The 22,533-nt window shown below is 59.1% G+C and carries 19 protein-coding genes, 4 tRNA genes and 2 pseudogenes; 13 read left to right on the forward strand and 12 right to left on the reverse strand.

Going from position 1 to position 22,533, the window contains the following annotated elements; translation table 11 throughout:
- Positions 1–310 precede the first annotated feature (310 nt).
- The 3 genes from D3M70_RS21305 (at position 311) to D3M70_RS21315 (ending at position 2,621) form a co-directional block, all read left to right on the forward strand.
- Positions 311–940: a DUF1780 domain-containing protein gene (locus tag D3M70_RS21305; RefSeq protein ID WP_120127636.1), complete on the forward strand. Its 630-nt coding sequence runs from the start codon at positions 311–313 to the stop codon at positions 938–940.
- Positions 941–1,085: 145 nt separating this feature from the next.
- Positions 1,086–1,259: a DUF3094 family protein gene (locus tag D3M70_RS21310; protein WP_120127637.1), complete on the forward strand. Its 174-nt coding sequence runs from the start codon at positions 1,086–1,088 to the stop codon at positions 1,257–1,259.
- A 63-nt stretch (positions 1,260–1,322) separates the two neighbouring features.
- Positions 1,323–2,621, forward strand: coding sequence for an NAD(P)/FAD-dependent oxidoreductase (locus D3M70_RS21315; RefSeq protein WP_120127638.1), 1,299 nt, complete (start codon positions 1,323–1,325; stop codon positions 2,619–2,621).
- 134 nt (positions 2,622–2,755) lie between these two features.
- On the opposite strand, the gene D3M70_RS21320 is transcribed toward D3M70_RS21315, so the two are convergent.
- Both D3M70_RS21320 and D3M70_RS21325 read right to left on the reverse strand, forming a co-directional pair.
- The gene (locus D3M70_RS21320) at positions 2,756–4,156 is read right to left on the reverse strand and encodes a sensor domain-containing diguanylate cyclase (RefSeq protein ID WP_120127639.1); all 1,401 of its coding nucleotides are present in this window, start codon (positions 4,154–4,156) and stop codon (positions 2,756–2,758) included.
- 80 nt (positions 4,157–4,236) lie between these two features.
- Positions 4,237–5,193, reverse strand: coding sequence for a LysR family transcriptional regulator (locus tag D3M70_RS21325; protein WP_120127640.1), 957 nt, complete (start codon positions 5,191–5,193; stop codon positions 4,237–4,239).
- 126 nt (positions 5,194–5,319) lie between these two features.
- On the opposite strand from D3M70_RS21325, the gene D3M70_RS21330 reads away from it, so the two are divergent.
- The 4 genes from D3M70_RS21330 to pstS all read left to right on the forward strand — a co-directional run bounded on the left by D3M70_RS21330 (position 5,320) and on the right by pstS (position 9,786).
- Positions 5,320–6,618, forward strand: coding sequence for an MFS transporter (locus tag D3M70_RS21330; RefSeq protein ID WP_120127641.1), 1,299 nt, complete (start codon positions 5,320–5,322; stop codon positions 6,616–6,618).
- A gap of 30 nt (positions 6,619–6,648) precedes the next feature.
- Complete coding sequence (rhmD, locus tag D3M70_RS21335; RefSeq protein WP_120127642.1) at positions 6,649–7,833, forward strand: L-rhamnonate dehydratase; 1,185 nt, start codon at positions 6,649–6,651, stop codon at positions 7,831–7,833.
- Between the two features lie 12 nt (positions 7,834–7,845).
- A complete protein-coding gene (locus D3M70_RS21340) occupies positions 7,846–8,646 on the forward strand; it encodes an aldolase/citrate lyase family protein (RefSeq protein ID WP_120127643.1) in 801 nt (266 codons plus the stop codon).
- Between the two features lie 126 nt (positions 8,647–8,772).
- A complete protein-coding gene (gene pstS / locus D3M70_RS21345) occupies positions 8,773–9,786 on the forward strand; it encodes a phosphate ABC transporter substrate-binding protein PstS (RefSeq protein ID WP_375233027.1) in 1,014 nt (337 codons plus the stop codon).
- Between the two features lie 106 nt (positions 9,787–9,892).
- Here pstS and D3M70_RS21350 read toward each other — a convergent pair.
- From D3M70_RS21350 to rluD, 7 genes are all read right to left on the reverse strand, one after another.
- Positions 9,893–9,969, reverse strand: a tRNA-Pro gene (locus D3M70_RS21350).
- 96 nt (positions 9,970–10,065) lie between these two features.
- Positions 10,066–10,141, reverse strand: a tRNA-Lys gene (locus D3M70_RS21355).
- A gap of 5 nt (positions 10,142–10,146) precedes the next feature.
- Positions 10,147–10,223: transfer RNA gene (locus D3M70_RS21360), tRNA-Pro, on the reverse strand.
- 20 nt (positions 10,224–10,243) lie between these two features.
- Positions 10,244–10,319, reverse strand: a tRNA-Asn gene (locus tag D3M70_RS21365).
- 338 nt (positions 10,320–10,657) lie between these two features.
- Entirely contained in the window at positions 10,658–13,222 is a 2,565-nt protein-coding gene (gene clpB, locus D3M70_RS21370) for an ATP-dependent chaperone ClpB (protein ID WP_120127645.1), read from the reverse strand.
- Between the two features lie 226 nt (positions 13,223–13,448).
- Positions 13,449–14,177 (reverse strand): peptidoglycan editing factor PgeF, encoded by a 729-nt coding sequence (gene pgeF, locus D3M70_RS21375; protein WP_120128382.1) that lies wholly within the window; start codon positions 14,175–14,177, stop codon positions 13,449–13,451.
- Positions 14,178–14,185: 8 nt separating this feature from the next.
- On the reverse strand, positions 14,186–15,148 hold the full coding sequence (gene rluD, locus D3M70_RS21380; RefSeq protein WP_120127646.1) for a 23S rRNA pseudouridine(1911/1915/1917) synthase RluD: 963 nt from the start codon (positions 15,146–15,148) through the stop codon (positions 14,186–14,188).
- Between the two features lie 151 nt (positions 15,149–15,299).
- Here rluD and D3M70_RS21385 point away from each other — a divergent pair, with 151 nt between their 5' ends.
- The 6 genes and pseudogenes from D3M70_RS21385 to D3M70_RS33520 all read left to right on the forward strand — a co-directional run.
- The gene (locus tag D3M70_RS21385) at positions 15,300–16,322 is read left to right on the forward strand and encodes an outer membrane protein assembly factor BamD (protein WP_120127647.1); all 1,023 of its coding nucleotides are present in this window, start codon (positions 15,300–15,302) and stop codon (positions 16,320–16,322) included.
- A 152-nt stretch (positions 16,323–16,474) separates the two neighbouring features.
- Positions 16,475–16,714 carry a PP0621 family protein gene (locus D3M70_RS21390; RefSeq protein WP_120127648.1) on the forward strand — a complete coding sequence of 80 codons (240 nt, stop codon included), beginning with the start codon at positions 16,475–16,477 and terminating at the stop codon, positions 16,712–16,714.
- Entirely contained in the window at positions 16,704–18,296 is a 1,593-nt protein-coding gene (locus D3M70_RS21395) for a PAS domain-containing sensor histidine kinase (RefSeq protein ID WP_120127649.1), read from the forward strand. The genes D3M70_RS21390 and D3M70_RS21395 overlap by 11 nt, the downstream gene beginning before the upstream one ends.
- Before the next feature lie 2 nt (positions 18,297–18,298).
- On the forward strand, positions 18,299–19,639 hold the full coding sequence (locus D3M70_RS21400) for a sigma-54 dependent transcriptional regulator (RefSeq protein WP_120127650.1): 1,341 nt from the start codon (positions 18,299–18,301) through the stop codon (positions 19,637–19,639).
- An 80-nt stretch (positions 19,640–19,719) separates the two neighbouring features.
- The gene (locus D3M70_RS21405; protein ID WP_120127651.1) at positions 19,720–20,289 is read left to right on the forward strand and encodes a nucleotidyltransferase domain-containing protein; all 570 of its coding nucleotides are present in this window, start codon (positions 19,720–19,722) and stop codon (positions 20,287–20,289) included.
- 89 nt (positions 20,290–20,378) lie between these two features.
- A pseudogene (locus D3M70_RS33520) lies at positions 20,379–20,675 on the forward strand (hypothetical protein); the annotation flags it as partial.
- On the opposite strand, the gene thiO reads toward D3M70_RS33520, so the two are convergent.
- From thiO to D3M70_RS33525, 3 genes and pseudogenes are all read right to left on the reverse strand, one after another.
- Positions 20,672–21,775 (reverse strand): glycine oxidase ThiO, encoded by a 1,104-nt coding sequence (thiO, locus tag D3M70_RS21415; RefSeq protein ID WP_375233009.1) that lies wholly within the window; start codon positions 21,773–21,775, stop codon positions 20,672–20,674. The pseudogene D3M70_RS33520 and the gene thiO sit on opposite strands and share 4 nt — an antisense overlap.
- Before the next feature lie 27 nt (positions 21,776–21,802).
- Complete coding sequence (locus D3M70_RS21420) at positions 21,803–22,207, reverse strand: type IV pilin protein (RefSeq protein ID WP_120127653.1); 405 nt, start codon at positions 22,205–22,207, stop codon at positions 21,803–21,805.
- A gap of 11 nt (positions 22,208–22,218) precedes the next feature.
- Positions 22,219–22,533, reverse strand: a pseudogene (locus tag D3M70_RS33525) (type IV pilus-associated protein); the annotation flags it as partial.

Genomic DNA, 22,533 nt, shown 5'->3' on the forward strand with positions numbered 1-22,533 from the left:
CACCGGGGCAGTTCCGGAAACAGCGGGATTTGTAGAGGTTCGGCTAAGCTCACTACCTCGCTTCTGGCCAAAGGCCGTGGGAGCTTGGCTTGCCAGCGATCTGCCGGGTACCGGCAGTAAGATCAGATACCTCACTGTGTCAGGAACACCCTAGCCAGCCGAGTTTACTGCCGCTGCGCGTCAGATCGCTGGCAAGCCAAGCTCCCGCGGCCTCCTGCCAGAATCAAAACCAAAAGCCGATCCAGGTCTCTGCCTAAATTATGTCCTCACGGACGTTTCATCTTCACTCCAGAGCGCTAAGCTTGCCCTCATGGATGACTCCGACTACTTACGTCTGCTGACGATCCAGGCCGAACAAGCCAACGCGTTTCTGTCCAATGCGCGCAAATGGGAGCGTGAGCGCTGGGTGTGCCAGCGCTTGCTGCAAGGCCTGAACATCCCTCATCGCACCGACGATTTTCTGCCCGCCGGGCAAGAACCGCCGGATGTATTGTTTCGCGATGCGTGTTTTGAGGTGTTCTTCGTGCTCGACGAAGGCCGTCGTCTCAACGATGAGTGGCGAGAGGAGCTGCAGCGGCGGCGCAGTGCTTTTTCCCTGAGCCAACTGGTACGCCGTGAAGCCAAGCCCAAGCGCATTCCTGCCGCCGAGCTCTTGCGGCGCCTGGCCCCGACGCTGCGCAAAAAAGCCCACAACTACAAGGAGCGCGGGCTCGACCTGAGCGAGCTGGACATCATCGCGTTCGCCAGCCTGAAGCGCGAAGTGCTGGATCTGAACAGCCACTTTCCTCCCCCCACCGAATACTTGCGTCAGGGCTGGCGCTCGCTTTCTCTGGTAGGCCCCACATTCGCCCGCGTGTTGTTCGCACACCCTGATGCACCGGATTTTCTGCGGACCAATCTGGGCCGCAGCGTGGTGTTCGACGTGGGCATCAGCCTGTGATGGCGCAAATCCCGGGCGAATGTTACAAAGCGGCATTGCTCGTTGAAATCCGCTGTATCGAACGGCCGGAGTCTGTCGTCAACGACGTTAACGCATCGAAAACCGTCGTCACCTGACGCCGGTCAATGTTCATGACGAGGCTTATATGACCAGCCGCCTGAACCCCGAGGACCAAAAGCGTGTCGAAGAGTACCTTCGCGCACCGCAGCACCAAGTCGAGCGCCGGCCATTCAAGCCCTGGTTGCTCCTTGTAGTGGTCCTGGCCGTGGTGATCGGGCTGGGTCTGTTGAGCCGATTACTGAGCTATCTGACGCTATGAGCTGCCTTGCGCTCGCTCGGATAGAGCCATTAGAGAATTCCTTAAGCCTTATGAGATATCCCCATGACCCATCGTATCGTGATCGTCGGCGGAGGCGCCGGTGGTCTGGAGCTGGCTACCCGTCTGGGTAAGACCCTTGGCAAAAAAGGCACAGCCAGCGTCACGCTGGTGGACGCCAATCTGACCCATATCTGGAAACCGCTGCTGCACGAAGTCGCCGCCGGTTCGCTCAACTCCTACGAGGACGAGCTGAACTACGTCGCTCAGGCCAAATGGAATCACTTTCAGTTTCAGTTGGGTCGCATGATCGGTCTTGATCGCGAGAACAAGCAGATTCATCTCGCCGCCACGCTGGACGAAAACGGCAATGAGCTGGTCCCGGCGCGCAGCCTCGACTACGACTCTCTGGTGATTTCCGTTGGCAGCACGACCAACGACTTCGGCACCAAAGGCGCGGCTGAGCACTGCCTGTTCCTCGATACCCGCAAGCAGGCCGAGCGCTTCCACCAGCAACTGCTCAATCGCTATCTGCGTGCCCACGCCAGCGAGTTGGCAGCGACCGAAGAAATCAACGTCGCCATCGTCGGTGCCGGTGCGACAGGGGTTGAACTGGCCGCTGAACTGCACAACGCCGCCCACGAACTGGCCGCTTACGGCCTGGGCCAGATCAAGCCGGAAAACCTGCGCATCACGGTCATCGAGGCCGGGCCTCGGGTGCTGCCTGCGCTGCCGGAGCGCATCGGTGGGCCGGTGCACAAGACGCTGGAAAAACTGGGCGTGACCGTTTTGACTAACTCGGCAGTGAGCGAAGTGACCGCTGAAGGGCTGGTGACTGCGACCGGTCAGGTGATTCCCGCCACCTTGAAAGTATGGGCGGCAGGCATTCGCGCTCCGGCGTTTCTGGAAGGCATCGCGGGGCTTGAGACCAATCGCATCAACCAGCTGCAGGTTCGTCCAACACTGCAAACGACCCGCGACGACAATATATTTGCCTTCGGCGACTGCGCGGCCTGTCCGCAGAGAGGCACCGACCGCAATGTCCCGCCTCGCGCCCAGGCGGCGCATCAGCAAGCGTCCTTGCTGGTTAAATCGCTGAAGCTGCGTATCGAGGGATCGGATCTGCCGGAGTACACCTACAAGGACTACGGCTCGCTGATTTCGCTGTCGAAGTTTTCGGCGGTGGGCAACCTGATGGGCAATCTGACTGGAAGCGTGATGCTCGAAGGCTGGCTGGCGCGGATGTTCTACATCTCGCTGTACCGCATGCACCAGATGGCGCTGTACGGCACGTTCCGCACGCTGATGCTGATGCTGGGCAGCCGGATCGGACGCGGGACCGAGCCGAGAATGAAGTTGCACTAAAACCCAGTGATCAGTGACCGCTGAAACATCACCAATCCCGTAGCAGTCCGGCTGGCCGGCGGTAGCGATTTCAAGACCGCGACCGCCGGCAAGCCGGACTGCTACGGGACATCCATGTCATCACGACAGAAGCCCTACGGCATCACCCGCCCTTTGCCCAGATGCTTTGCCTTGTACATCCAGCGATCGGCTTCGCGCATCAGTTCATCCGGCGGCTTGCCGGAACCGGGTTCGTACATGGAAAAACCGACACTGGCGTTGCTGCGGATCACGTCGCCCTTGATGATGATCGGCTCGCCAATCGCGGCCAGCAGCTTCCTCGCCACCTCCCTCGCCTCGTCTACCCCCGGAACGATGCCCTCCAGAATCACGATGAACTCGTCTCCTGCCAACCGGACCAGGCAGTCGGTGCGCCTGATGCAGCTTTGCAGACGCGCAGAAATGGTACGTAGCAGATCATCCCCCGCATCATGCCCGTAGGTGTCGTTGATGCCCTTGAAACCATCCAGATCGATGAACATCAACGCCATTTGCTTCGTTGAACGGTCGGCACGGGCCTGGGCGATAGGCAAAATCGCATCCAGCGCCCGTCGGTTATAAAGCCCGGTCAACGCATCATGCCGCGCTTCCTGCTCCAGTTCCTTGCGCGCCTGAATGTTTTGGATGATCGAGATGAAATATTCCAGATTCCCGTCTTCGGAGAGTTTCTTGGTGACACTGAGGCTGACCCAGACTGAACTGCCATCTTTGCGCAGGTAACGCTTTTCCAGCTGGTATCGATCGGTTTCGTTGTCGATCAGCTGACGCAGCAACTCCATGTCAGTGTTCAGGTCATCGGGGTGGGTGATGTCCTGAAAGGTCAGGTCTTTGAGTTCGGCAGGCGTGTAATCAAGAATGTCGCAAAGGGCCGCATTGACGCTGATCCAGCCGCCATCGGGTGCTACCAGCGCAATGCCCACCGACGCCAGTTCGAACATCGAGCGATAGCCAGCCTCACTGGCCTTGAACAATGCATCGGAGCGATTCTTCTGCATCCGCGCCAGCATCAGGTTTTCTCGCAACTGCATCTCGCGGCTGACGATGTCGGCGAGATCCCGCAGCGTGTCGATTTCTTCCTGAGTCAGTTCGCGAGGACGCTCATCGATTGCGCAAAGGGTGCCAACGGCAAACCCCTTGCTGGTGCGGATGGGTACGCCTGCGTAAAAACGGATATGGGGAGCGCCGGTGACCAACTGGTTATCGCGAAAGCGTTCATCTTCAGCGGCATCTGGCACCACCAGCGGTGTGGTCTGCAAGATGGCGTGAGCACAAAACGCCATTTCCCGCGGCGTTTCGCTTGCCTCAAGACCCGTGCGGGATTTGAACCACTGCCGGTCCTCGTCGACCAGCGATACCAGCGCGATAGGCACATCCAGCACGCGCGCCACCAGCCTGGTGATCCGGTCGAGGGAGACTTCGGCAGGTGTATCGAGAATTTCAAGCCCATGTAGCGCTTCGAGGCGCTCTTTTTCATATGGAGGAATTGGCGCTTTCATATTCCGGCCGATCCTGAAAAGACTGTCGGGAGTCTATACCGGGCGCGGCCAATGCGCACCCGCCAGGTCCGGATGGATCATCAATCCGACGCGAACGTCTGCCCTGAAGCACTACGACGAAGCAGCTCAATGAACTGCACCCGCTCGCGACTGGCCGCCTCGCCCTTGCGGGTCAGTAAACCGAACGGCGCCATGCGCTCCTCGATACTGACCGGCAACGCCTTGACCAGGCCCATCTTCAAATAGTCCCGCAGGGCAGATTCAGACAGCACCATGATCGCGTCGGTCAGCTGCACCAGTTGCTGCATCGAATACACCGAACTGCACTCGATGATGTCGGCGGGTGCCGGCAATGCCAGACGTTCAAGGGCCTGATCGAAGGCAATGCGCGCCGGGCTGCTCTCCGGTTGCAGAATCCAGGGCCAGTCACTGACCAGTTCGGCCCAATCCAGCTTGCGACGCCTGGCCAGGGGATGCCCCTGATGCACCACCACCATCAACTGTTCGTTGCCCAGAGGCTCAAACTCATAATGCTCGCGGTCTGTGGCGGCGTTACGTCGGGCGATGGCCAGGTCGATACGCCCCTGTTCCAGCAGCTGGATCACCTGATCGCTGGTGTCGCCCATGATCCTGATGCGCAGTTGCGGGTTGAGAGCCTTGATCTCGGCCACCGCGTTCATTACCAGATCCGGTGCCGCGCCCATGATCGTGCCGATCGCAAGATACCCATAACCGCCCTGTAACCTGGCCTGCATGTCCGCGGCACAGCGATCCAACCCGCTCAACGCCGACTCGGCAAAGCGCAACAGCTCCTTGCCCAATGCCGTCGGGCGCATGCCCCGAGGCAGGCGCTCGAACAACTCGCAGCCGAACATATCTTCGATCTCATGGAGCATCCGCGTCGCGGCCGGTTGCGACATGTGCATGTTCATCGAGGCGCGATGCAGGTTCAGGCTGGATCCGAGCACCACCAGCATTTGCAGGTGCTTGTAGCGCAGACGGCTGAACAGGTGCTGAGGCGAACTGTTGTCGGCCATGGACGACTCTCTTTATCGATACCGTGAGGGTATCGATCCTAAGCTAAAAACGATTGGTCGCGCATCGTTTCGCGGCAGTAGAGTCTGTGCCGTACGCAGTCAAATAATTCCAAAAAGGAAACTGTCGTGAACACACTCCCCGCGTCCTTGCTGGCCAAGGTTTCATGGCGTCTGCTGCCCTTCCTCCTGTTGATGTACATCATGGCGTTCCTTGACCGCGCCAATGTCGGCTTTGCCAAGCAGGCCTTTCAGGCGGATACCGGCATCAGCGACACGGCATTCGCCTTCGGTGCCGGGGTATTCTTCGCCGGGTACGCGCTACTTGAAGTGCCGAGCAACCTGATCCTGCACAAGATCGGAGCCAAGCTCTGGATGTGCCGAATCATGGTCACCTGGGGTCTGGTTTCGGCGGCCATGGTGTTCGCCCACAACGAAACCACCTTTTATGTGCTGCGCTTTTTGCTCGGTGTGGCCGAAGCCGGGTTCTTCCCCGGGGTCATTCTCTACCTCACCTACTGGTTCCCCCAGGCCGCGCGTGGCCGGGCAATGGGCTTCTTCTACTTCGGCGCCCCACTGGCATTCATTTTCGGCAGCCCGCTGTCAGGCCTGCTACTCGAACTGGACGGGGTGCTCGGCAGCCACGGCTGGCAGTGGCTGTTCGCGGTTGAAGGCTTGATGGCCACAGCGGTGGGCGTCTGGGCTTACTTCTACCTGGACAACCGCCCGGCCGACGCAAAGTGGCTGAGCGTGGATGAACGCAACCAACTCCAAAGCGTACTCGACGCCGAGGACAGCCAGAAACAGGGCCATGGCAGCGCGCTCAAGGCCATGTGCCAACCGGCGGTGCTGTACCTGTGTGCGATTTATCTGCTGATTCAAGCCAGTGTCTATGGGGTGGTGTTTTACCTGCCCTCCCAAGTCGCCGGCTTGATGGGCAGCAAGGTCGGTTTCATGGTTGGGCTGGTCAGCGCGATCCCGTGGGTTTGTGCACTGATCGCAGCCTGGCGCGTTCCGGCGATTGCTGATCGCACCGGTCAGCGTCGTCTGGTTGCGGCCCTGACGCTGGTGGTCTCAGGCCTTGGCATTGCGGCTTCGGTGACCTTTGCCAATCCCCTCCTTGCCATCCTCGCACTGTGTTTCGCCGCGTCCGGATTCATTGCTGTGCAGCCCGTATTCTGGACTTTCCCCGGTAGTTTTCTGGCGGGCAGCGCTGCCGCAGGCGCGATAGCGCTGATCAACTCCTTCGGTGCGCTGGGCGGTTTCATCGCGCCAATCATCAAGAACTGGGCCGAAGGCGCATTTCAGACACCCACCGCCGGCCTCTATCTTTTGTCGGTAACCACCCTGATCGCAGCGGCTTTGATCATGGGCATCCGGCCACCCAAATCGAGCGCGGCGCACAAGCTGCCGACCTATCAACACTGATCGCCATTCACTGGAATCACAGGAGTCTCCATGAGCACGCCAACCATCAAACACGTCCGCGCTTTCGTTCTGCGGGGCGGTGGTGCCGACTATCACGATCAGGGCGATGGCCATTGGATCGACGATCACATCGCCACACCCATGAGTAAATACCCGGAATACCGCCAGAGCCGCCGTAGCTTCGGCATCAACGTGCTCGGCACGCTGGTGGTGGAAATCGAGGATTCGGCGGGCAACGTCGGCTTCGCCGTGACCACCGGCGGCGAGCCGGCGGCGTATATCGTCGAGAAACACCTGGCGCGTTTTGTCGAAGGCGCCAAGGTCACCGACATTGAAAAAATCTGGGATCAAATGTACCTGTCTTCGCAGTACTACGGCCGCAAGGGGCTGGTGATCAATACCATTTCCGGCATCGATCTGGCGCTGTGGGACCTGCTCGGAAAAGTGCGACAGGAGCCGGTTCATCAGCTGCTGGGCGGCGCCGTGCGTGATGAATTACAGTTTTATGCCACGGGTGCACGCCCGGACCTGGCGCAGAAAATGGGCTTCATAGGCGGGAAACTGCCGTTGCACCACGCCCCTGCTGAAGGCGAAGAAGGCCTGCGTAAAAACCTCGAAGCGCTGGCGGTGATGCGCGAGCGCGTGGGCAAGGATTTCTGGTTGATGCTCGACTGCTGGATGAGTCTGGACCTCAATTACGCCACCAGACTGGCCATCGGCGCTCAGGAGTTCGGGCTGAAATGGATCGAGGAAGCGCTTTCCCCCGACGACTATTGGGGTTACGCCGAACTGCGCAAGAACGTACCCAAGGGCATGCTGGTCACTACGGGTGAACATGAAGCCACCCGCTGGGGCTTCCGCATGTTGCTGGAGATGGGGTGCTGCGACATCATTCAGCCAGATGTGGGCTGGTGCGGCGGCATTACCGAGCTGATCAAGATTTCGGCGCTGGCCGATGCACACAACGCGATGGTCGTACCCCACGGGTCTTCGGTGTACAGCTATCACTTCGTCGCGACGCGCACCAACAGCCCCTTCGCCGAATTTCTGATGATGGCGCCGAAGGCGGACGAAGTGGTGCCGATGTTTCATCCGCAACTGCTGGGTGAACCGGTTCCGGAAAATGGCCGCATGCGATTGTCTAGACTCGACCAACCGGGCTTTGGCGTGACGCTCAACCCCGAGTGCCAACTGCATCGTCCCTATACCCACTGACAGGAGTCGAGCATGAAAATGCCGCACAACGCTTTCAAGGCTGCGCTGGCCAAACGCGAGCCGCAATACGGCATCTGGGCCGGTTTTGCCACCGGTTACGCCTCGGAAATCGTCGCAGGTCTGGGCTATGACTGGATGCTTATCGACGGCGAGCACGCGCCCAATACCGTCCCGAGCATTCTGTCGCAGCTGCAGGCTGTCATGCCCTACAGCACAGCGCCTGTGGTTCGCGCAGTGACTGGCGACGCCGTGCTGATCAAGCAGTTGCTGGATGTCGGCGTGCAGACGCTGATGGTGCCGATGGTCGAATCTGCAGAACAGGCACGCGCGCTGGTGCAAGCCATGCGCTATCCGCCCCATGGCATTCGCGGCGTCGGTGGCGGCCTGACCCGCGCCACACGCTGGGATGCCGTGCCGGATTATCTGAATACCGCGCATGATGAGCTGTGCCTCATTGTGCAGGTGGAGTCTCGCGCTGGCGTGGAAAATGTCGAGGCCATTGCCGCGGTCGATGGCGTCGACGCGGTGTTCATCGGGCCTGCCGACTTATCCACAGGACTTGGACATATCGGTAATCCGTCGCACCCCGAGGTGCAGAAGCATATCCGCCACGCCGTCGATGCAACGCTGGCGGCGGGCAAGGTGTGCGGCATCCTCGCCCCGGCTGAAGACGACGCACGGCGGTATATGAGCTGGGGTTGTCAGTTCGTTGCGGTGGGCATTGATATCAGCCTGCTGCGTCAGGCAGCGAAGGAAAATCTCGCGCGCTATCGGGAAGGCCCGCAAACGGCTGCGCCCTCACGGACGTATTGATCGACAGGCGCAATTACAGACACTTGCTGTCATAAAAACGTGCTGATTACTGTGATCCCATAAAGACATCACACCCCGATGTCGCTCGATTACAGGAAGTCATCCATGTTTCAGTTTTCCCGAATGATGCTGGCCGCAGGCGTTGGCATTGCACTCAACCTGTCCCTGCTGAATGGCGCCAGCGCAGCGCAAGAGGTCACCGGCGCTGGCTCCACGTTCATCTATCCAGTGCTTTACAAGTGGGCCACCGACTACGACCAGAAGACCGGCGTGAAGGTGAACTACCAGAGCATCGGCTCTGGCGCGGGCATTGCGCAGATCAAAGAAGGCGCAGTGGACTTCGGCGCGACTGACATGCCGATGAGTTCGAGTGATTTGCAGACACTGGGGCTGCAACAATTCCCTTCAGTGATCGGAGGTGTGGTGCCGGTCATCAACGTCGCATCCATCAGACCGGGCACCATGAAGTTCAACGGCTCCGTTCTGGCCGACATCTACCTAGGCAAGATCAGCAAATGGAACGATCCGGCGCTGGTGGCACTTAACCCTGATTTGAAGCTGCCTGCGGACAAGATCAACGTGGTTTACCGCTCCGATGACTCGGGCACGACGTTCAACTGGGCGAGCTATCTGTCGAAGGTCAGCGGGGACTGGAAAAGCAAAGTGGGTGCGGGCACATCAGTGAAGTGGCCCGTGGGGATAGGCAGCAAAGGGAGCGAAGGTGTGGCCTCGTACGTGAAGAAGATGCCGAACTCGATTGGCTATGTCGAATACGCCTACATCAAACAGCAAAGCATGAACTTCGGCCTTTTGCAGAACGCTGCGGGGAACTTCGTGGTGCCCAACACCGAATCCTTCCAGGCCGCTGCCGACACTGCGGACTGGAAAAACACCAAGGACTTCAATCTGTCGATGCTCAACGCGCCTGGCGCCAACGCCTATCCGATCACGGCGGCTACGTTCATCGTGTTGTACAAGGAGCCCAAGAACGCCGACCGGCAAAAAGCTGTGCAGGATTTCTTCCGCTGGACATTGGAAAGCGGTCAGGACCACGCCCGCGCTTTGGACTTCGCCCCGATTCCCGATGATCTGAAGAACCAGATCGAGGCGTATTGGGAACACGCGCCGAAAGCGCCTTAAAGGTTCGAGAAACGAAAAAAGGCGTCCCGAAGGACGCCTTTTTTGTTGGTTCAACGCGAGTGGCGTTTGAACCTTATTTTCTACCCGGATACTGCTGGGGCGAAAATGGTCGGGGTAAGGGGATTCGAACTCCTGACATCCTGCTCCCAAAGCAGGCGCGCTACCGGACTGCGCTATACCCCGGTGTTACAAAAATACGCCCCGAAGAGCGTATTTCAAGCGGGTGACGCGACTGGCGTCACTCCCTAAGATTTAACCCGAAAACAACCAGGTCAAAAATGGTGGGTCGTGTGGGATTCGAACCTACGACCAATTGGTTAAAAGCCAACTGCTCTACCAACTGAGCTAACGACCCAAAAATGGTCGGGGTAAGGGGATTCGAACTCCTGACATCCTGCTCCCAAAGCAGGCGCGCTACCGGACTGCGCTATACCCCGACGGTACTACTTCTTGAAATTGGCTCCGTGACCAGGACTCGAACCTGGGACCCAATGATTAACAGTCATTTGCTCTACCGACTGAGCTATCACGGAATTTCAATTTCCAGATGCAGCGTTTGACGCACTTCAACACAACAAATTCAGTACATCTTTGCGAGACGAATCTTGCACTTACTACCCTGAATCTACTGCATTTTCAGTCTCTTCGACCTGTCTGCATCGCTGCGTTCACGTCTCTGAGGCGCGCTATTCTACATTCCCAGAAACACCTGTCAACCCTCTAAATTGCTTTTAAGACAATGATTTGCGACTTTTTTTCGAGATGGCCCCCAGACCCCGAAAATCCGGCTTTCTGGCACCAAAACCGCGTCCCATAAAAAGGCGCCCCTCTGGAGCGCCTCTTGCACCTTCTATATAGATAGACGGCAGGATCAGACGAATGCGATCTCGTCATCCACTACCGTGCCCTTGATGCTGGTCCCCGGCATGAAACCACCCGACAGGATCAACTGAGCCAACGGGTTTTCGATCCAGCGCTGAATCGCCCGCTTCAACGGACGCGCACCGTAAACCGGGTCGTAACCCACGGCGATCAGTTTATCCATGGCTTCGGACGTCAGCTCCAGCTTGAGGTCGCGCTCGGCCAGACGCTGACGCAGGCGGCCCAGTTGGATCTCAGTGATGCCGGCAATCTGCTCACGGCCCAGCGGTTCAAAGATCACGACTTCATCGACCCGGTTGATGAACTCGGGACGGAAGTGCGAGCTCACGGCATCCATCACCGCCGCACGCTGCGCTTCACGATCGCCTACCAGCTCTTGAATACGCGCAGAACCCAGGTTCGAGGTCATGACAATTACCGTGTTGCGGAAATCGACCGTACGCCCATGACTGTCAGTCAGACGACCGTCTTCAAGCACTTGCAGCAGAATGTTGAACACATCCGGATGCGCTTTCTCGACTTCGTCCAGCAGGATCACTGAGTAAGGCTTGCGACGCACCGCCTCGGTCAGATACCCGCCCTCTTCGTAACCGACGTATCCCGGAGGCGCGCCGATCAGTCGGGCCACGGAATGTTTCTCCATGAACTCGGACATGTCGATCCGCACCATTGCCTCTTCGGTGTCGAACAGAAACTCTGCCAACGCCTTGCACAGCTCGGTCTTACCTACACCGGTCGGGCCGAGGAACATGAACGAGCCACTTGGCCGATTCGGATCGGACAGCCCGGCTCGCGAACGGCGCACCGCATTGGCGACTGCGACGACCGCTTCGTTCTGACCAATCACACGTTCGTGCAGCAGGCTTTCCATCTTCAGGAGTTTGTCGCGCTCGCCTTCGAGCATCTTCGACACCGGAATGCCGGTCCACTTGGAGACGACCTCGGCGATTTCCTCTTCGGTCACCTTGCTGCGCAGCAACTGATTCTCAGGCTTGCCGTGCTGATCGACCATCTGCAGACTGCGCTCCAGATCAGGGATCACCCCGTACTGCAATTCAGCCATGCGGTTGAGGTCGCCACGACGGCGGGCCGCTTCCAACTCCTGGCGCGATTGTTCGATCTTCTGCTGAATCTGCGCAGAACCCGTCACCTCAGCCTTTTCCGACGTCCAGATTTCTTCCAGATCGGCGTACTCGCGCTCCAGACGCTGGATTTCTTCCTGCAGCTTCTCAAGGCGCTTGATCGCGGCCTCGTCGTCCTCTTTCTTCAGCGCCTGGGATTCGACTTTGAGCTGAATCAAGCGACGCTCAAGACGATCGAGCACTTCGGGCTTGGAGTCGATCTCCATACGAATGCGACTGGCGGCTTCGTCGATCAGGTCGATGGCCTTGTCGGGAAGCTGACGGTCAGTGATGTAACGATGGCTGAGCTTGGCAGCCGCGATGATCGCACCGTCAGTGATCGCCACTTTATGGTGAACTTCATAGCGCTCTTTAAGGCCGCGCAGAATCGCGATGGTGTCTTCTTCGCTCGGCTCGTCCACCAGCACTTTCTGGAAGCGCCGCTCAAGGGCTGCGTCCTTCTCTATATATTGGCGGTACTCGTTGAGCGTCGTGGCGCCAACGCAGTGCAGCTCGCCACGAGCCAAGGCTGGCTTGAGCATGTTGCCCGCATCCATCGAGCCTTCGGCCTTGCCTGCACCCACCATCGTGTGGAGTTCGTCGATGAACAGGATGATCTGCCCTTCCTGCTTCGACAGCTCGTTGAGCAAGCCCTTCAGGCGTTCTTCAAACTCACCACGGAATTTGGCACCGGCAATCAACGCCCCCATGTCGAGGGACAACAGACGCTTGCCGCGCAGGCCATCCGGGACTTCACCGTTGATGATGCGCTGGGCCAGACCTTCGGCGATGGCAGTTTTACCCACGCCAGGCTCGCCGATCAGAACCGGGTTGTTTTTGGTCCGACGCTGCAGCACCTGAATGGTCCGGCGAATTTCGTCGTCACGACCGATCACCGGGTCGAGCTTGCCTTCTTCGGCACGCTTGGTCAGGTCGACCGTGTATTTATCCAGTGCCTGGCGGGACTCTTCGGCGTTCGGGTCATTGACCGCATCGCCGCCGCGCAGGTTGCTGATGGCATTTTCCAGAGCCTTCTTGCTGACGCCCTGCCCCAGCAGCAACTTGCCGAGCTTGCTGTTTTCATCCATTGCCGCGAGCAGCACCAGCTCGCTGGAAATGAATTGGTCGCCCTTTTGCTGAGCCAGACGGTCGGCCTGATTGAGCAGGCGCGCCAGATCCTGCGACATGTTCACATCGCCGGTCGGGTTTTGAATCTTGGGCAGTTGGTCGAGCTCTTTGCTCAATGCCTTTCGCAGGCTGTTGATGTCAAAGCCGACTTGCAGCAACAGGGGCTTGATCGAACCACCCTGCTGTTCGAGCAGCGCTTGCATAAGATGCGCGGGCTCGATGGCGGGATGGTCCATGCCCACCGCCAGAGATTGAGAATCGGATAAAGCGAGCTGTAACTTGCTGGTTAAACGGTCAATACGCATTGGTCACCTTCCTAATGGGCAGGCCGGAGCAATGAACACACCTTAATGAAGAAAACCTGCCAGATAGCCTTTAGATGTGGCCGATTGCGCAGGATTCAAGCGGTGAATGCTTGACACAGATCAACATTAGCTGGCGGGAGAGGATTTTGAAGGGAATATGGCCTGTAGCAGCTCGGCTTTCAGGCGGTGACGGATTCAAGAACACTCGCTTTGTAGGAGCCTGCGCTCAGAATTTGTCTATCCACACCAACGATGCAAACCGTCCGGTGCGTGCGCCACGACGGTAGGAGAAAAAGTGCTCGTCGTTGTAGGTGGACAAACCGCCGCCGTACACCGCCGTCACGCCATGGGCGGCCAGACGCAGACGCGCCAGCTGGTAGATGTCGGCCATGAACTTGCCGGCATTGATGCTCGGCACAAAGGCCTCGACGGTTTGGGGGTGAGTCGCGACAAACGCCTCGCGCACTTCCGGACCGACTTCGAAGGCCTGCGGACCGATTGCCGGGCCAAGCCATACGAGGATTTCAGAAGGCGCATCGGCAAAACTGTCGACCGCAGCCTCGAGCACGCCTGCCGCCAGCCCGCGCCAACCGGCATGGGCGGCTGCGACCTGAGTGCCCTGACGATTGCAGAACAGTGCAGGAAGGCAGTCTGCCGTCATGATGGTGCAGGCAATGCCTGGGGTTTTGCTCCAACTGGCATCCGCCTGCATCACCTGCTCCGGCGAGGCTTCGACGACATCAATGCCGTGTACCTGTTTGAGCCACGCAGGACGGGTGTTCAGATGCGAGGTCAGCAAAGACCGGTTATGCGCGACGGCCTGAGGATCATCATCGACATGATCGCCCAGGTTGAAGCTGTCGAACGGCGCGACACTGACGCCGCCCGCACGAGTGGTGACGCACGCCTTGATACCAAACGGCGCAGGCCAGTCGGGAATCAGCCAGTCAGCCACGCGCTCGTTCATCCGATGAACGCCTCGCGGTCCTGCTTGAGCAGAGAGAGCAGCCACACGAAGTCATCCGGCAGCGGCGACTCCCAGCTCATGCGCTGACCGGTCGTCGGATGGTCCAGCTCCAGGAAGCGTGCATGCAGCGCCTGACGCGGGAAGTGCTTCAGCGATTCGACCATGGTGACGCTGGCCGCTGGCGGAATGCGGAACCGGCCGCCGTACGCAGGATCACCCACCAACGGGAAATTGATGTGGGCCATGTGTACGCGAATCTGGTGCGTGCGGCCGGTTTCCAGCTTCACCCGAACGTGCGTGTGAGAACGGAAACGCTCCAGCACGCGGTAATGACTGACAGCAGGCTTGCCGCCTTCCATCACCGCCATGCGCTGGCGTTGCTGGCCATGACGACCGATGGGGGCGTTGATCTTGCCACCCGCCGTCACGACACCGATCACGATGCACTCGTAAATGCGGCTGACGCTGCGATTCTGCAGTTGGGTGACCAGTTGGGTCTGCGCCTGAATGGTCTTGGCCACCACCATCAAACCGGTGGTGTCCTTGTCCAGACGGTGCACGATACCTGCGCGCGGGACGTTGATGATGTCCGGCACATGGTGCAGCAAGGCATTGAGCAGCGTGCCGTCGGCATGACCTGCCGCCGGATGCACGACCAGCCCGGCCGGTTTGTTGATCACCAGAATCTGGTCGTCTTCATAGACGATATCCAGTTCGATGTCCTGTGCGACCCACTCCCCCTGAGCTTCCTGCTCGGCTTTGAGGACCAGCACCGCGCCGCCATGCACGATGTCACGCGGGCGCAGAACGCCTCCGTCCACAGTCAGGAGGCCGTCTTTGATCCAGGCGGAAAGGCGCGAGCGCGAGTGCTCGGCGAAGAGTTGGGCGGCGACTTGGTCGAGGCGTTGACCGCCCAATTCGGACGGCACCTCTGCGCGAAGTTCAATGATCTCAGACATGCTCAAACTAGGAGGTGGCACTGGCCTTTGGTTTCGGCTGTGCGCTTGTGGTTAAATACGGCGTCTTTTGTCCCGGGGGTTCCACGGGGCGCCCATCATAACAGGACGGTCCTGCGCAAGACAGCAGGCCGTTATAGGGACGCAAGCCGCCATGCAAGTGAAACACCTGCTGCTGATAGCCATCCTCGGACTTACCGCTGCCTGTTCTTCGAAGAAAGAAGTCATCGACGAAAACCTCAGCGAAGTCGAGCTGTACCAGCAGGCGCAGGCCGATCTGGACAACAACAGCTACAACAGCGCGACCGAGAAACTCAAGGCTCTGGAATCGCGCTACCCGTTCGGTCGCTATGCCGACCAGGCGCAGCTGGAGCTGATCTACGCCAACTACAAGAATGGCGAGCCCGAGGCCGCGAAGTCCGCTGCCGAGCGCTTCATTCGTCTGCACCCACAGCACCCGAACGTCGATTACGCCTACTACCTCAAAGGCCTGACCTCGTTCGACCAGGACGTGGGCATCATCGCGCGCTTCCTGCCGCTGGATCAGACCAAGCGTGACCCGGGTGCTGCTCGCGACTCCTACAACGAATTCGCTCAGCTCACCAGCCGCTACCCCAACAGCCGCTACGCCCCGGACGCCAAGCAGCGCATGATTTATCTGCGTAACCTGCTGGCGGCCTACGAGATTCACGTGGCCGACTACTACCTGACCCGTCAGGCTTACGTCGCCGCAGCGAACCGCGGTCGCTACGTGGTGGAGAACTTCCAGGAAACCCCTTCGGTCCCGGACGGCCTGGCGGTCATGGTCGAGGCGTATCAGCGTCTGCAACTGAACGATCTGGCCGACACCAGCCTGCAGGTCCTGAAAACCAACTACCCGGATTTCCCGCAACTGGCCGATGGCAAGTTCGAACCGCGCACGCCGGATCCGGATAACCGTTCGTGGCTGTCCAAGGCAACCCTGGGTCTGATCGAAAGTCGTCCGCCGCTGCCGCCGGGAGAAACCCGCGCCAACCAGGACGTGATCAAGCAGTATGAAGACGCCAAGGAGGCCATCCCGGCTGATCTGCTGCCGGAGAATCAATCCGAGGAAGCCGACAAGACGAACCAGGATGACGACGGCACGCCAAAAAGCCGTTCGATCTTCAGCTACATGACTTTTGGCCTGTTCGACTGATCACAGTCCGCACGGCAACATCAGAAAAGAGGTCCTTCGGGGCCTCTTTTCATTTCAGACGCATTCCCGATAGCCCAGAACGATGCAGATCACTGTCCGCCTGACAGCGCCTTGGCTACACTGCGGCATCTTCACTTCATAAGCTGGTAGACATGGTTCGCTTGATTATGTGGATCGCCTTGATCCTCGCGGTCATCTGGTTCTTCAAACGTCTGGCCAAGGGGCCCACCCCGCGCCCCAAACCCGCCGCGCCGGAAATCGACGCGGCGCCCATGGTGCGTTGCGCGCAATGTGGGGTGCATGTGCCGCGAGACCGTGCGCTGAGTCAGGACCAGCAGTGGTACTGCACCGAAGCGCATCGATTACAGGGCCCCGCTGCACGTGACCGCTGAGACCCTGTCGCTGGCGACACCTCAAGCCCAGCGTATTCTGCGGCTGTATCACCTCTATCGTCTGAGCATCGGCATTCTGCTGGTGCTGCTGATATCCAGCAGTCTGGACGCCGAACTGCTGGAAATGGCGGACATCGAGTTGTTTCGCACCGGGTGCTGGCTGTACCTGGTGTTCAACATTCTCGTCGTCGTGCTGCTGGAGCGTCCCACTCGCCAAGGCCAGCTCTTCACCCTGGCGATGACCGATGCGCTGATGCTGTGCGCACTGTTCTACGCAGGCGGCGGCGCGCCCAGCGGTATCGGCAACCTGATCGTCGCCTCCGTGGCCATCAGCAACGTGCTGCTGCGTAAGCGTACCGGCCTGCTGATTGCCGCCGTTTCGGCCATTGGCATCATTTATCTGACGTTCTTCATCAGTTATCACAAGCCCGCGGCGGCCAATCATTTCGTTCAGGCAGGCTCTCTCGGCGCGCTGTGCTTCGCCGCGGCGCTGCTGGTGCAAACGCTGGCCCGCCGGCTTCAGGTCAGTGAAGACATCGCCGAGCAGCGTGCTGCCGACGTCGATAATCTTGAAGAGCTGAACGCGCTGATCCTGCAACGGATGCGCACCGGGATTCTGGTACTTGATGCCAATCGTCAGGTTCTTCTCGCCAACCAGAGTGCGCTGACGTTGCTGGGCCACGAGCGCCTGCTCGGGGAGATCATTGACCCCTACTCTCCACAACTGGTCGAGCGACTTCGGCAATGGCTGATCAATTCATCCATGGCGCCGCGAAGCATCACGACCTCGGCAATCGGCCCCGTGCTGCGCCCAGGGTTCATCGCGCTTACCCGTGGAACCCATCGCCATACGCTGGTGTTCCTTGACGATCTGTCGCAAATCTCTCAGCAAGCCCAGCAGCTCAAACTTGCAGCGCTGGGCCGACTGACGGCCGGGATCGCTCACGAAATCCGCAATCCCCTGGGCGCGATCAGTCATGCCGCGCAACTGCTCCATGAATCCGAGGAACTGAGCTCGCCGGACCGGCGTCTCAGTGAAATCATCCAGGATCAATCGCGACGTATGAATCTGGTCATAGAGAACGTCTTGCAGTTGTCTCGCCGGCGTCAGACCGAGCCCCATCTGCTGGACCTCAGGCAGTGGCTCGAACATTTCGTCAGCGATCTGCGAAGCAGACTAACGGCCGAACAGGCCGTGCACCTGGAGATCGGTTTCGGCACCCTGACCACGCGCATGGATGCCGAACAACTGCAACAGGTCTTGACCAATCTGGTGCAGAACGGCCTGCGCTACAGCGGACAGCTGCATGAAAAAGCCCAGGTGTGGCTGCGGCTGTTTCATGATTCCCATAGCGACCTTCCGAGCATGGAAGTGCTCGACGACGGCCCCGGCGTTGCGGATGAGCACCTGACCAAGATATTCGAGCCTTTTTTCACGACTGAAAGCAAAGGGACCGGCCTGGGCTTGTACCTTTCGCGAGAATTGTGCGAAAGCAATCAAGCGAACCTGGATTACACACCACGGGAAGGTGGCGGCTGCTGTATGCGGATCACCTTCGCCCATCCGTTCAAATTGAGTTGAACATGAGCCAACGGCAAAAGATCCTGATCGTCGACGATGAGCCGGACATTCGCGAACTGCTGGAGATCACACTGGGGCGAATGAAGCTGGACACCCGATGTGCGCGTAACGTCAAGGAAGCCCAGGACTGGCTGGCCCGCGAGCCGTTCGACCTGTGCCTGACCGACATGCGCTTGCCCGACGGTAATGGCCTGGAACTGGTGCAACACATCCAGAAACGCCACACACAGGTCCCGGTGGCGATGATCACCGCCTACGGCAGCCTCGACACAGCCATCCATGCCTTGAAAGCGGGCGCCTTCGACTTCCTCACCAAACCGGTGGACCTTGGCCGATTGCGTGAGTTGGTTGGCAGCGCTCTGCTGCTGCACGCTTCACCTTCCAACGAAAACAGTATCGACAACCGCCTTCTGGGCAACTCGCCGCCGATGCAGGCCTTGCGCAAGCAAATCGGCAAGCTGGCGCGCAGCCAGGCGCCGATCTATATCAGTGGCGAGTCGGGGAGCGGCAAGGAGTTGGTCGCCCGGTTGATTCACGAGCAGGGACCACGCGTCGACAAGCCCTTCGTGCCGGTCAACTGTGGGGCAATTCCTGCGGAGCTGATGGAAAGCGAGTTCTTCGGTCATCGCAAAGGCAGCTTCACCGGCGCGCATGAGGACAAGCCCGGGCTCTTTCAGGCCGCCAATGGCGGAACGCTGTTTCTGGACGAGGTCGCCGACCTGCCGCTGGCAATGCAGGTCAAATTGCTGCGCGCGATTCAGGAAAAATCCGTGCGCGCAGTGGGCGGGCAGCAAGAACAGGTCGTCGACGTCCGCGTTCTCTGTGCAACCCACAAAGACTTGAATGTGGAAGTCGCCGCCCAGCGCTTCAGGCAAGATTTGTATTACCGGCTCAACGTCATCGAGCTGCGCGTCCCGCCATTGCGCGAGCGTCGTGAAGACATCGAAGAAATCGCCAGCAATGTGCTTCGTCGCCTGGCTGACGGCTCTGATCAGCCCCCGGCCCGCCTGACCCCTAAAGCGCTGGTTGCATTGAAGGGCTACCGTTTTCCCGGCAACGTGCGCGAACTCGAAAACATGCTCGAGCGCGCGTACACCCTTTGCGAAAACGACCAGATCAACGACGACGACCTGCGCCTCGCCGAACCCGCGAGTGCCAGCGAGCAAGACGGCCCGAGCCTGGCGGATATCGACAACCTTGAAGACTATCTGGAAAGCATCGAACGCAAGCTGATCCTGCAAGCGCTCGAAGAGACCCGCTGGAACCGAACGGCGGCGGCGCAGAGACTGAATCTGACGTTCAGGTCGATGCGGTATCGATTGAAGAAGTTGGGGCTAGAGTGACAGCTCGTCCGGCCACTCATTGATAAGTCCCAAAAAGGGACTTATCGTTCCCTTTTTGGGACTTATCCAGTGAATCCTCTATGTCCATAGCTGATGCGCTCTTTACCACCACTCAGCAGCGGCTGCTCGGGTTGCTATACGGAAATCCGGATAGGAGCTTCTACACCAACGAGATAGGCCGTTCGGCACAAGTCGGAAAAGGGAGCGTGGTCAGAGAGCTCGACAGGCTCCTTTCGGCAGGTTTGCTCACTGCAACCCGCCAAGGCAATCAAATCCACTATCAGGCAAACCCCGACAGCCCTGTGTTCGGGGAGTTGGTGGCGATCGTGCGCAAAACTTTCGGGATTGCCGACCACCTTCGACAGGCATTGATTCCGCTCGCCGATCATATTCAGCGAGCGTTCGTATATGGATCCATCGCAAAAGGCACTGCGAACACATCCAGCGACATTGACCTGATGCTGATTGCTGAAGGGATCAGCTACAGCGAAGTGATGGAGCGTATGATCCCGCTCGAGGAATCGCTGGGCAGGACGATCAATCCAACGCTCTACACACCGGCAGACTGGCAAGCCAAGCTTGAGTCGGGTAACAGTTTCGTGGTGAGAGTGGCGGAGCAGGACAAGATTGAGGTCATCGGACAGACATAGGAGATGCCACGGAATGGGCAGCAATGAGAATCTGGACAATCTTGTACGCAGCGGCGGACTGAAAGCTGAACCACCCGACAGGAAAGATNCCTACCCTCTCTTACGCCAGTCGTTTCGACCTCGGCTACAACGCAGCCCACGCACTAGCCCTGACCGCGCTACGCTTGAAGGGCTATCGCTCGGATAGGCGATATCTCGTGTTCCAGTGCCTGCCTCACACTATCGCGCTTGATAAAGTCCAGGTCCGCTTGTTCGCCCTGTGTCACGAGCGTCGCAACCTGGCCGAGTATGAAGGTTATATGGATGTCGACGAGCCGCTGCTCAAAGAGTTACTTACCAGCACCGAAGCCCTGCATATTCAGGTGCAGGGCGCGATGGGTGATTAAATTCGGAACCTGCCGCCCGGCCCATAAGGCGCCGGATCGATGATCGGCGCATCTCCCACCAACAAATCCGTCAGCAACTGACACGACGCTGGCGCGAGCACCAGGCCGTTGCGGTAGTGTCCGCAGTTGAGCCACAAGCCTTCATGACCTGGCACCGCACCGATGAACGGGATGCCTTCGGGAGACCCGGGCCGCAGTCCCGCCCAATGGCCGACCACTTCAGCATCGGCCAGTGCCGGGATCAGTTCGACGGCCGAGGCCTTGAGGCTTTCGAGCGCCGTGCCTGTCGGGGTCTTGTCGTAGCCTTCGTGTTCCAGCGTGCTGCCGATCAGGATGTGCCCATCTCGACGCGGAATGGCATAGCGGCCTTTGGCGAGGATCATGCTCGGCAGAAAATCCGACGCACATTTGTACAGAATCATCTGCCCCTTGACCGGTTCCACAGGCAGCTCAAGCCCGAGTTTGCCCAGCAGGTCGCCGCTCCAGGCGCCCGCCGCCAACACCACGCTGTCACCCAGGACATCGCCCGCGGGTGTGCTCACGCCGATAACCCTGTCGGCATCGCGCACGAAGTCACTGACTTCACATTGTTCATGAATCGTGACATTGGGCATTGCCAGCAACGCGGCCTTCAACGACTTGACCAACCGGGGGTTACGCACGTTGGCGATATCGGCCATGTAGACCGCGCCCGAATAACCGCCGCCCATGACCGGAACAGCGTCGTACACTGCCGAGATATCCACGGGGACCAAGGGCCGACCCACCCGAGCCGCCCACTCCAGCGCTTCTTTTTCGTCGTCCAGATCCAGCCAGTAAAGGCCGGTCCTGTGCACCTCGGGGTCGACACCGGTCGCTTCGAGCAAGCGCTCGCCCAACTGGGGATAGAAATCCTGCGACCAATGCGCCAACGCCGTCACCGCTGGGCTATAGCGCCAAGGGTAAAGCGGCGAAACGATCCCGCCCCCCGCCCATGAAGACTCCTGCCCGACACCCGAACGGTCGAGCAGCACCACACTCTGGACTTTTGAAGCGAGGTTGAAGGCGGTGAGCAGCCCGATGACGCCCCCACCGACGATGACTACGTGTTGCCTGGACATAATCAGCCCGTTATCAGATGAATGAGATCAACGGCCCCAACAGGTCGCGCTTGTAGTGCCTGTCGCCAGACCGGTATTGCTTCTCGCGCCCGTGTTGGTAATGACGAAGCTTCCGCATTTGTCATTGTTCATCATTCCCGTACTGATCGGAGCGGCCGTCAGCGTGAAGTCCTGTGCGTTAACGGTCGACGTAATCGTGTAGTAAGCGTTGCCGGTGGAAAGGCCGGTCGTGCCTGAATAGGTGCCGTTGTTTCTCGAGTAGCTGCGCTCAAGGGTCTGAGCCTGCTCTGTCAACACCTCGGCGATCTCGGCCCGACGGGTCTTCTTCACGTACTCGGTGTAGCTGGGATAAGCAATCGCCGCGAGAATGCCGATGATCGCTACCGTGATCATCAATTCGATGAGCGTAAAACCTGCCGATCTTCTTTGCATGGGTCGTCTTCCTACTGAATCTGTCGCCACATGATGCGTTGATACACGTTCGCCGTACCGCCCTTCTCCAGCAACTTCGTGGGGTTACCGCCGCTTGAGTCGAGCAAATACTTGTTGTCGTTCGCCCCGTTCGTCCCGTTGACGATGGAGGCCAGGTTCGGAATCCCCGTACCCACTGAGATGCCGCTGACCCTGATATCAGAGGACGTAATGTCGGCATCGCCATTGGTGTCCAGCACCGGATAGGTGAGCATGCCGCCGGTCGCGGCATCGAGTTCGAACAGCCTCCCGGTGCCCGTACTTTCGCAAGGATCGCTGGAGTTCAC

It is taken from the genome of Pseudomonas sp. LS-2, from assembly GCF_003605735.1.
Classification (GTDB): domain Bacteria; phylum Pseudomonadota; class Gammaproteobacteria; order Pseudomonadales; family Pseudomonadaceae; genus Aquipseudomonas.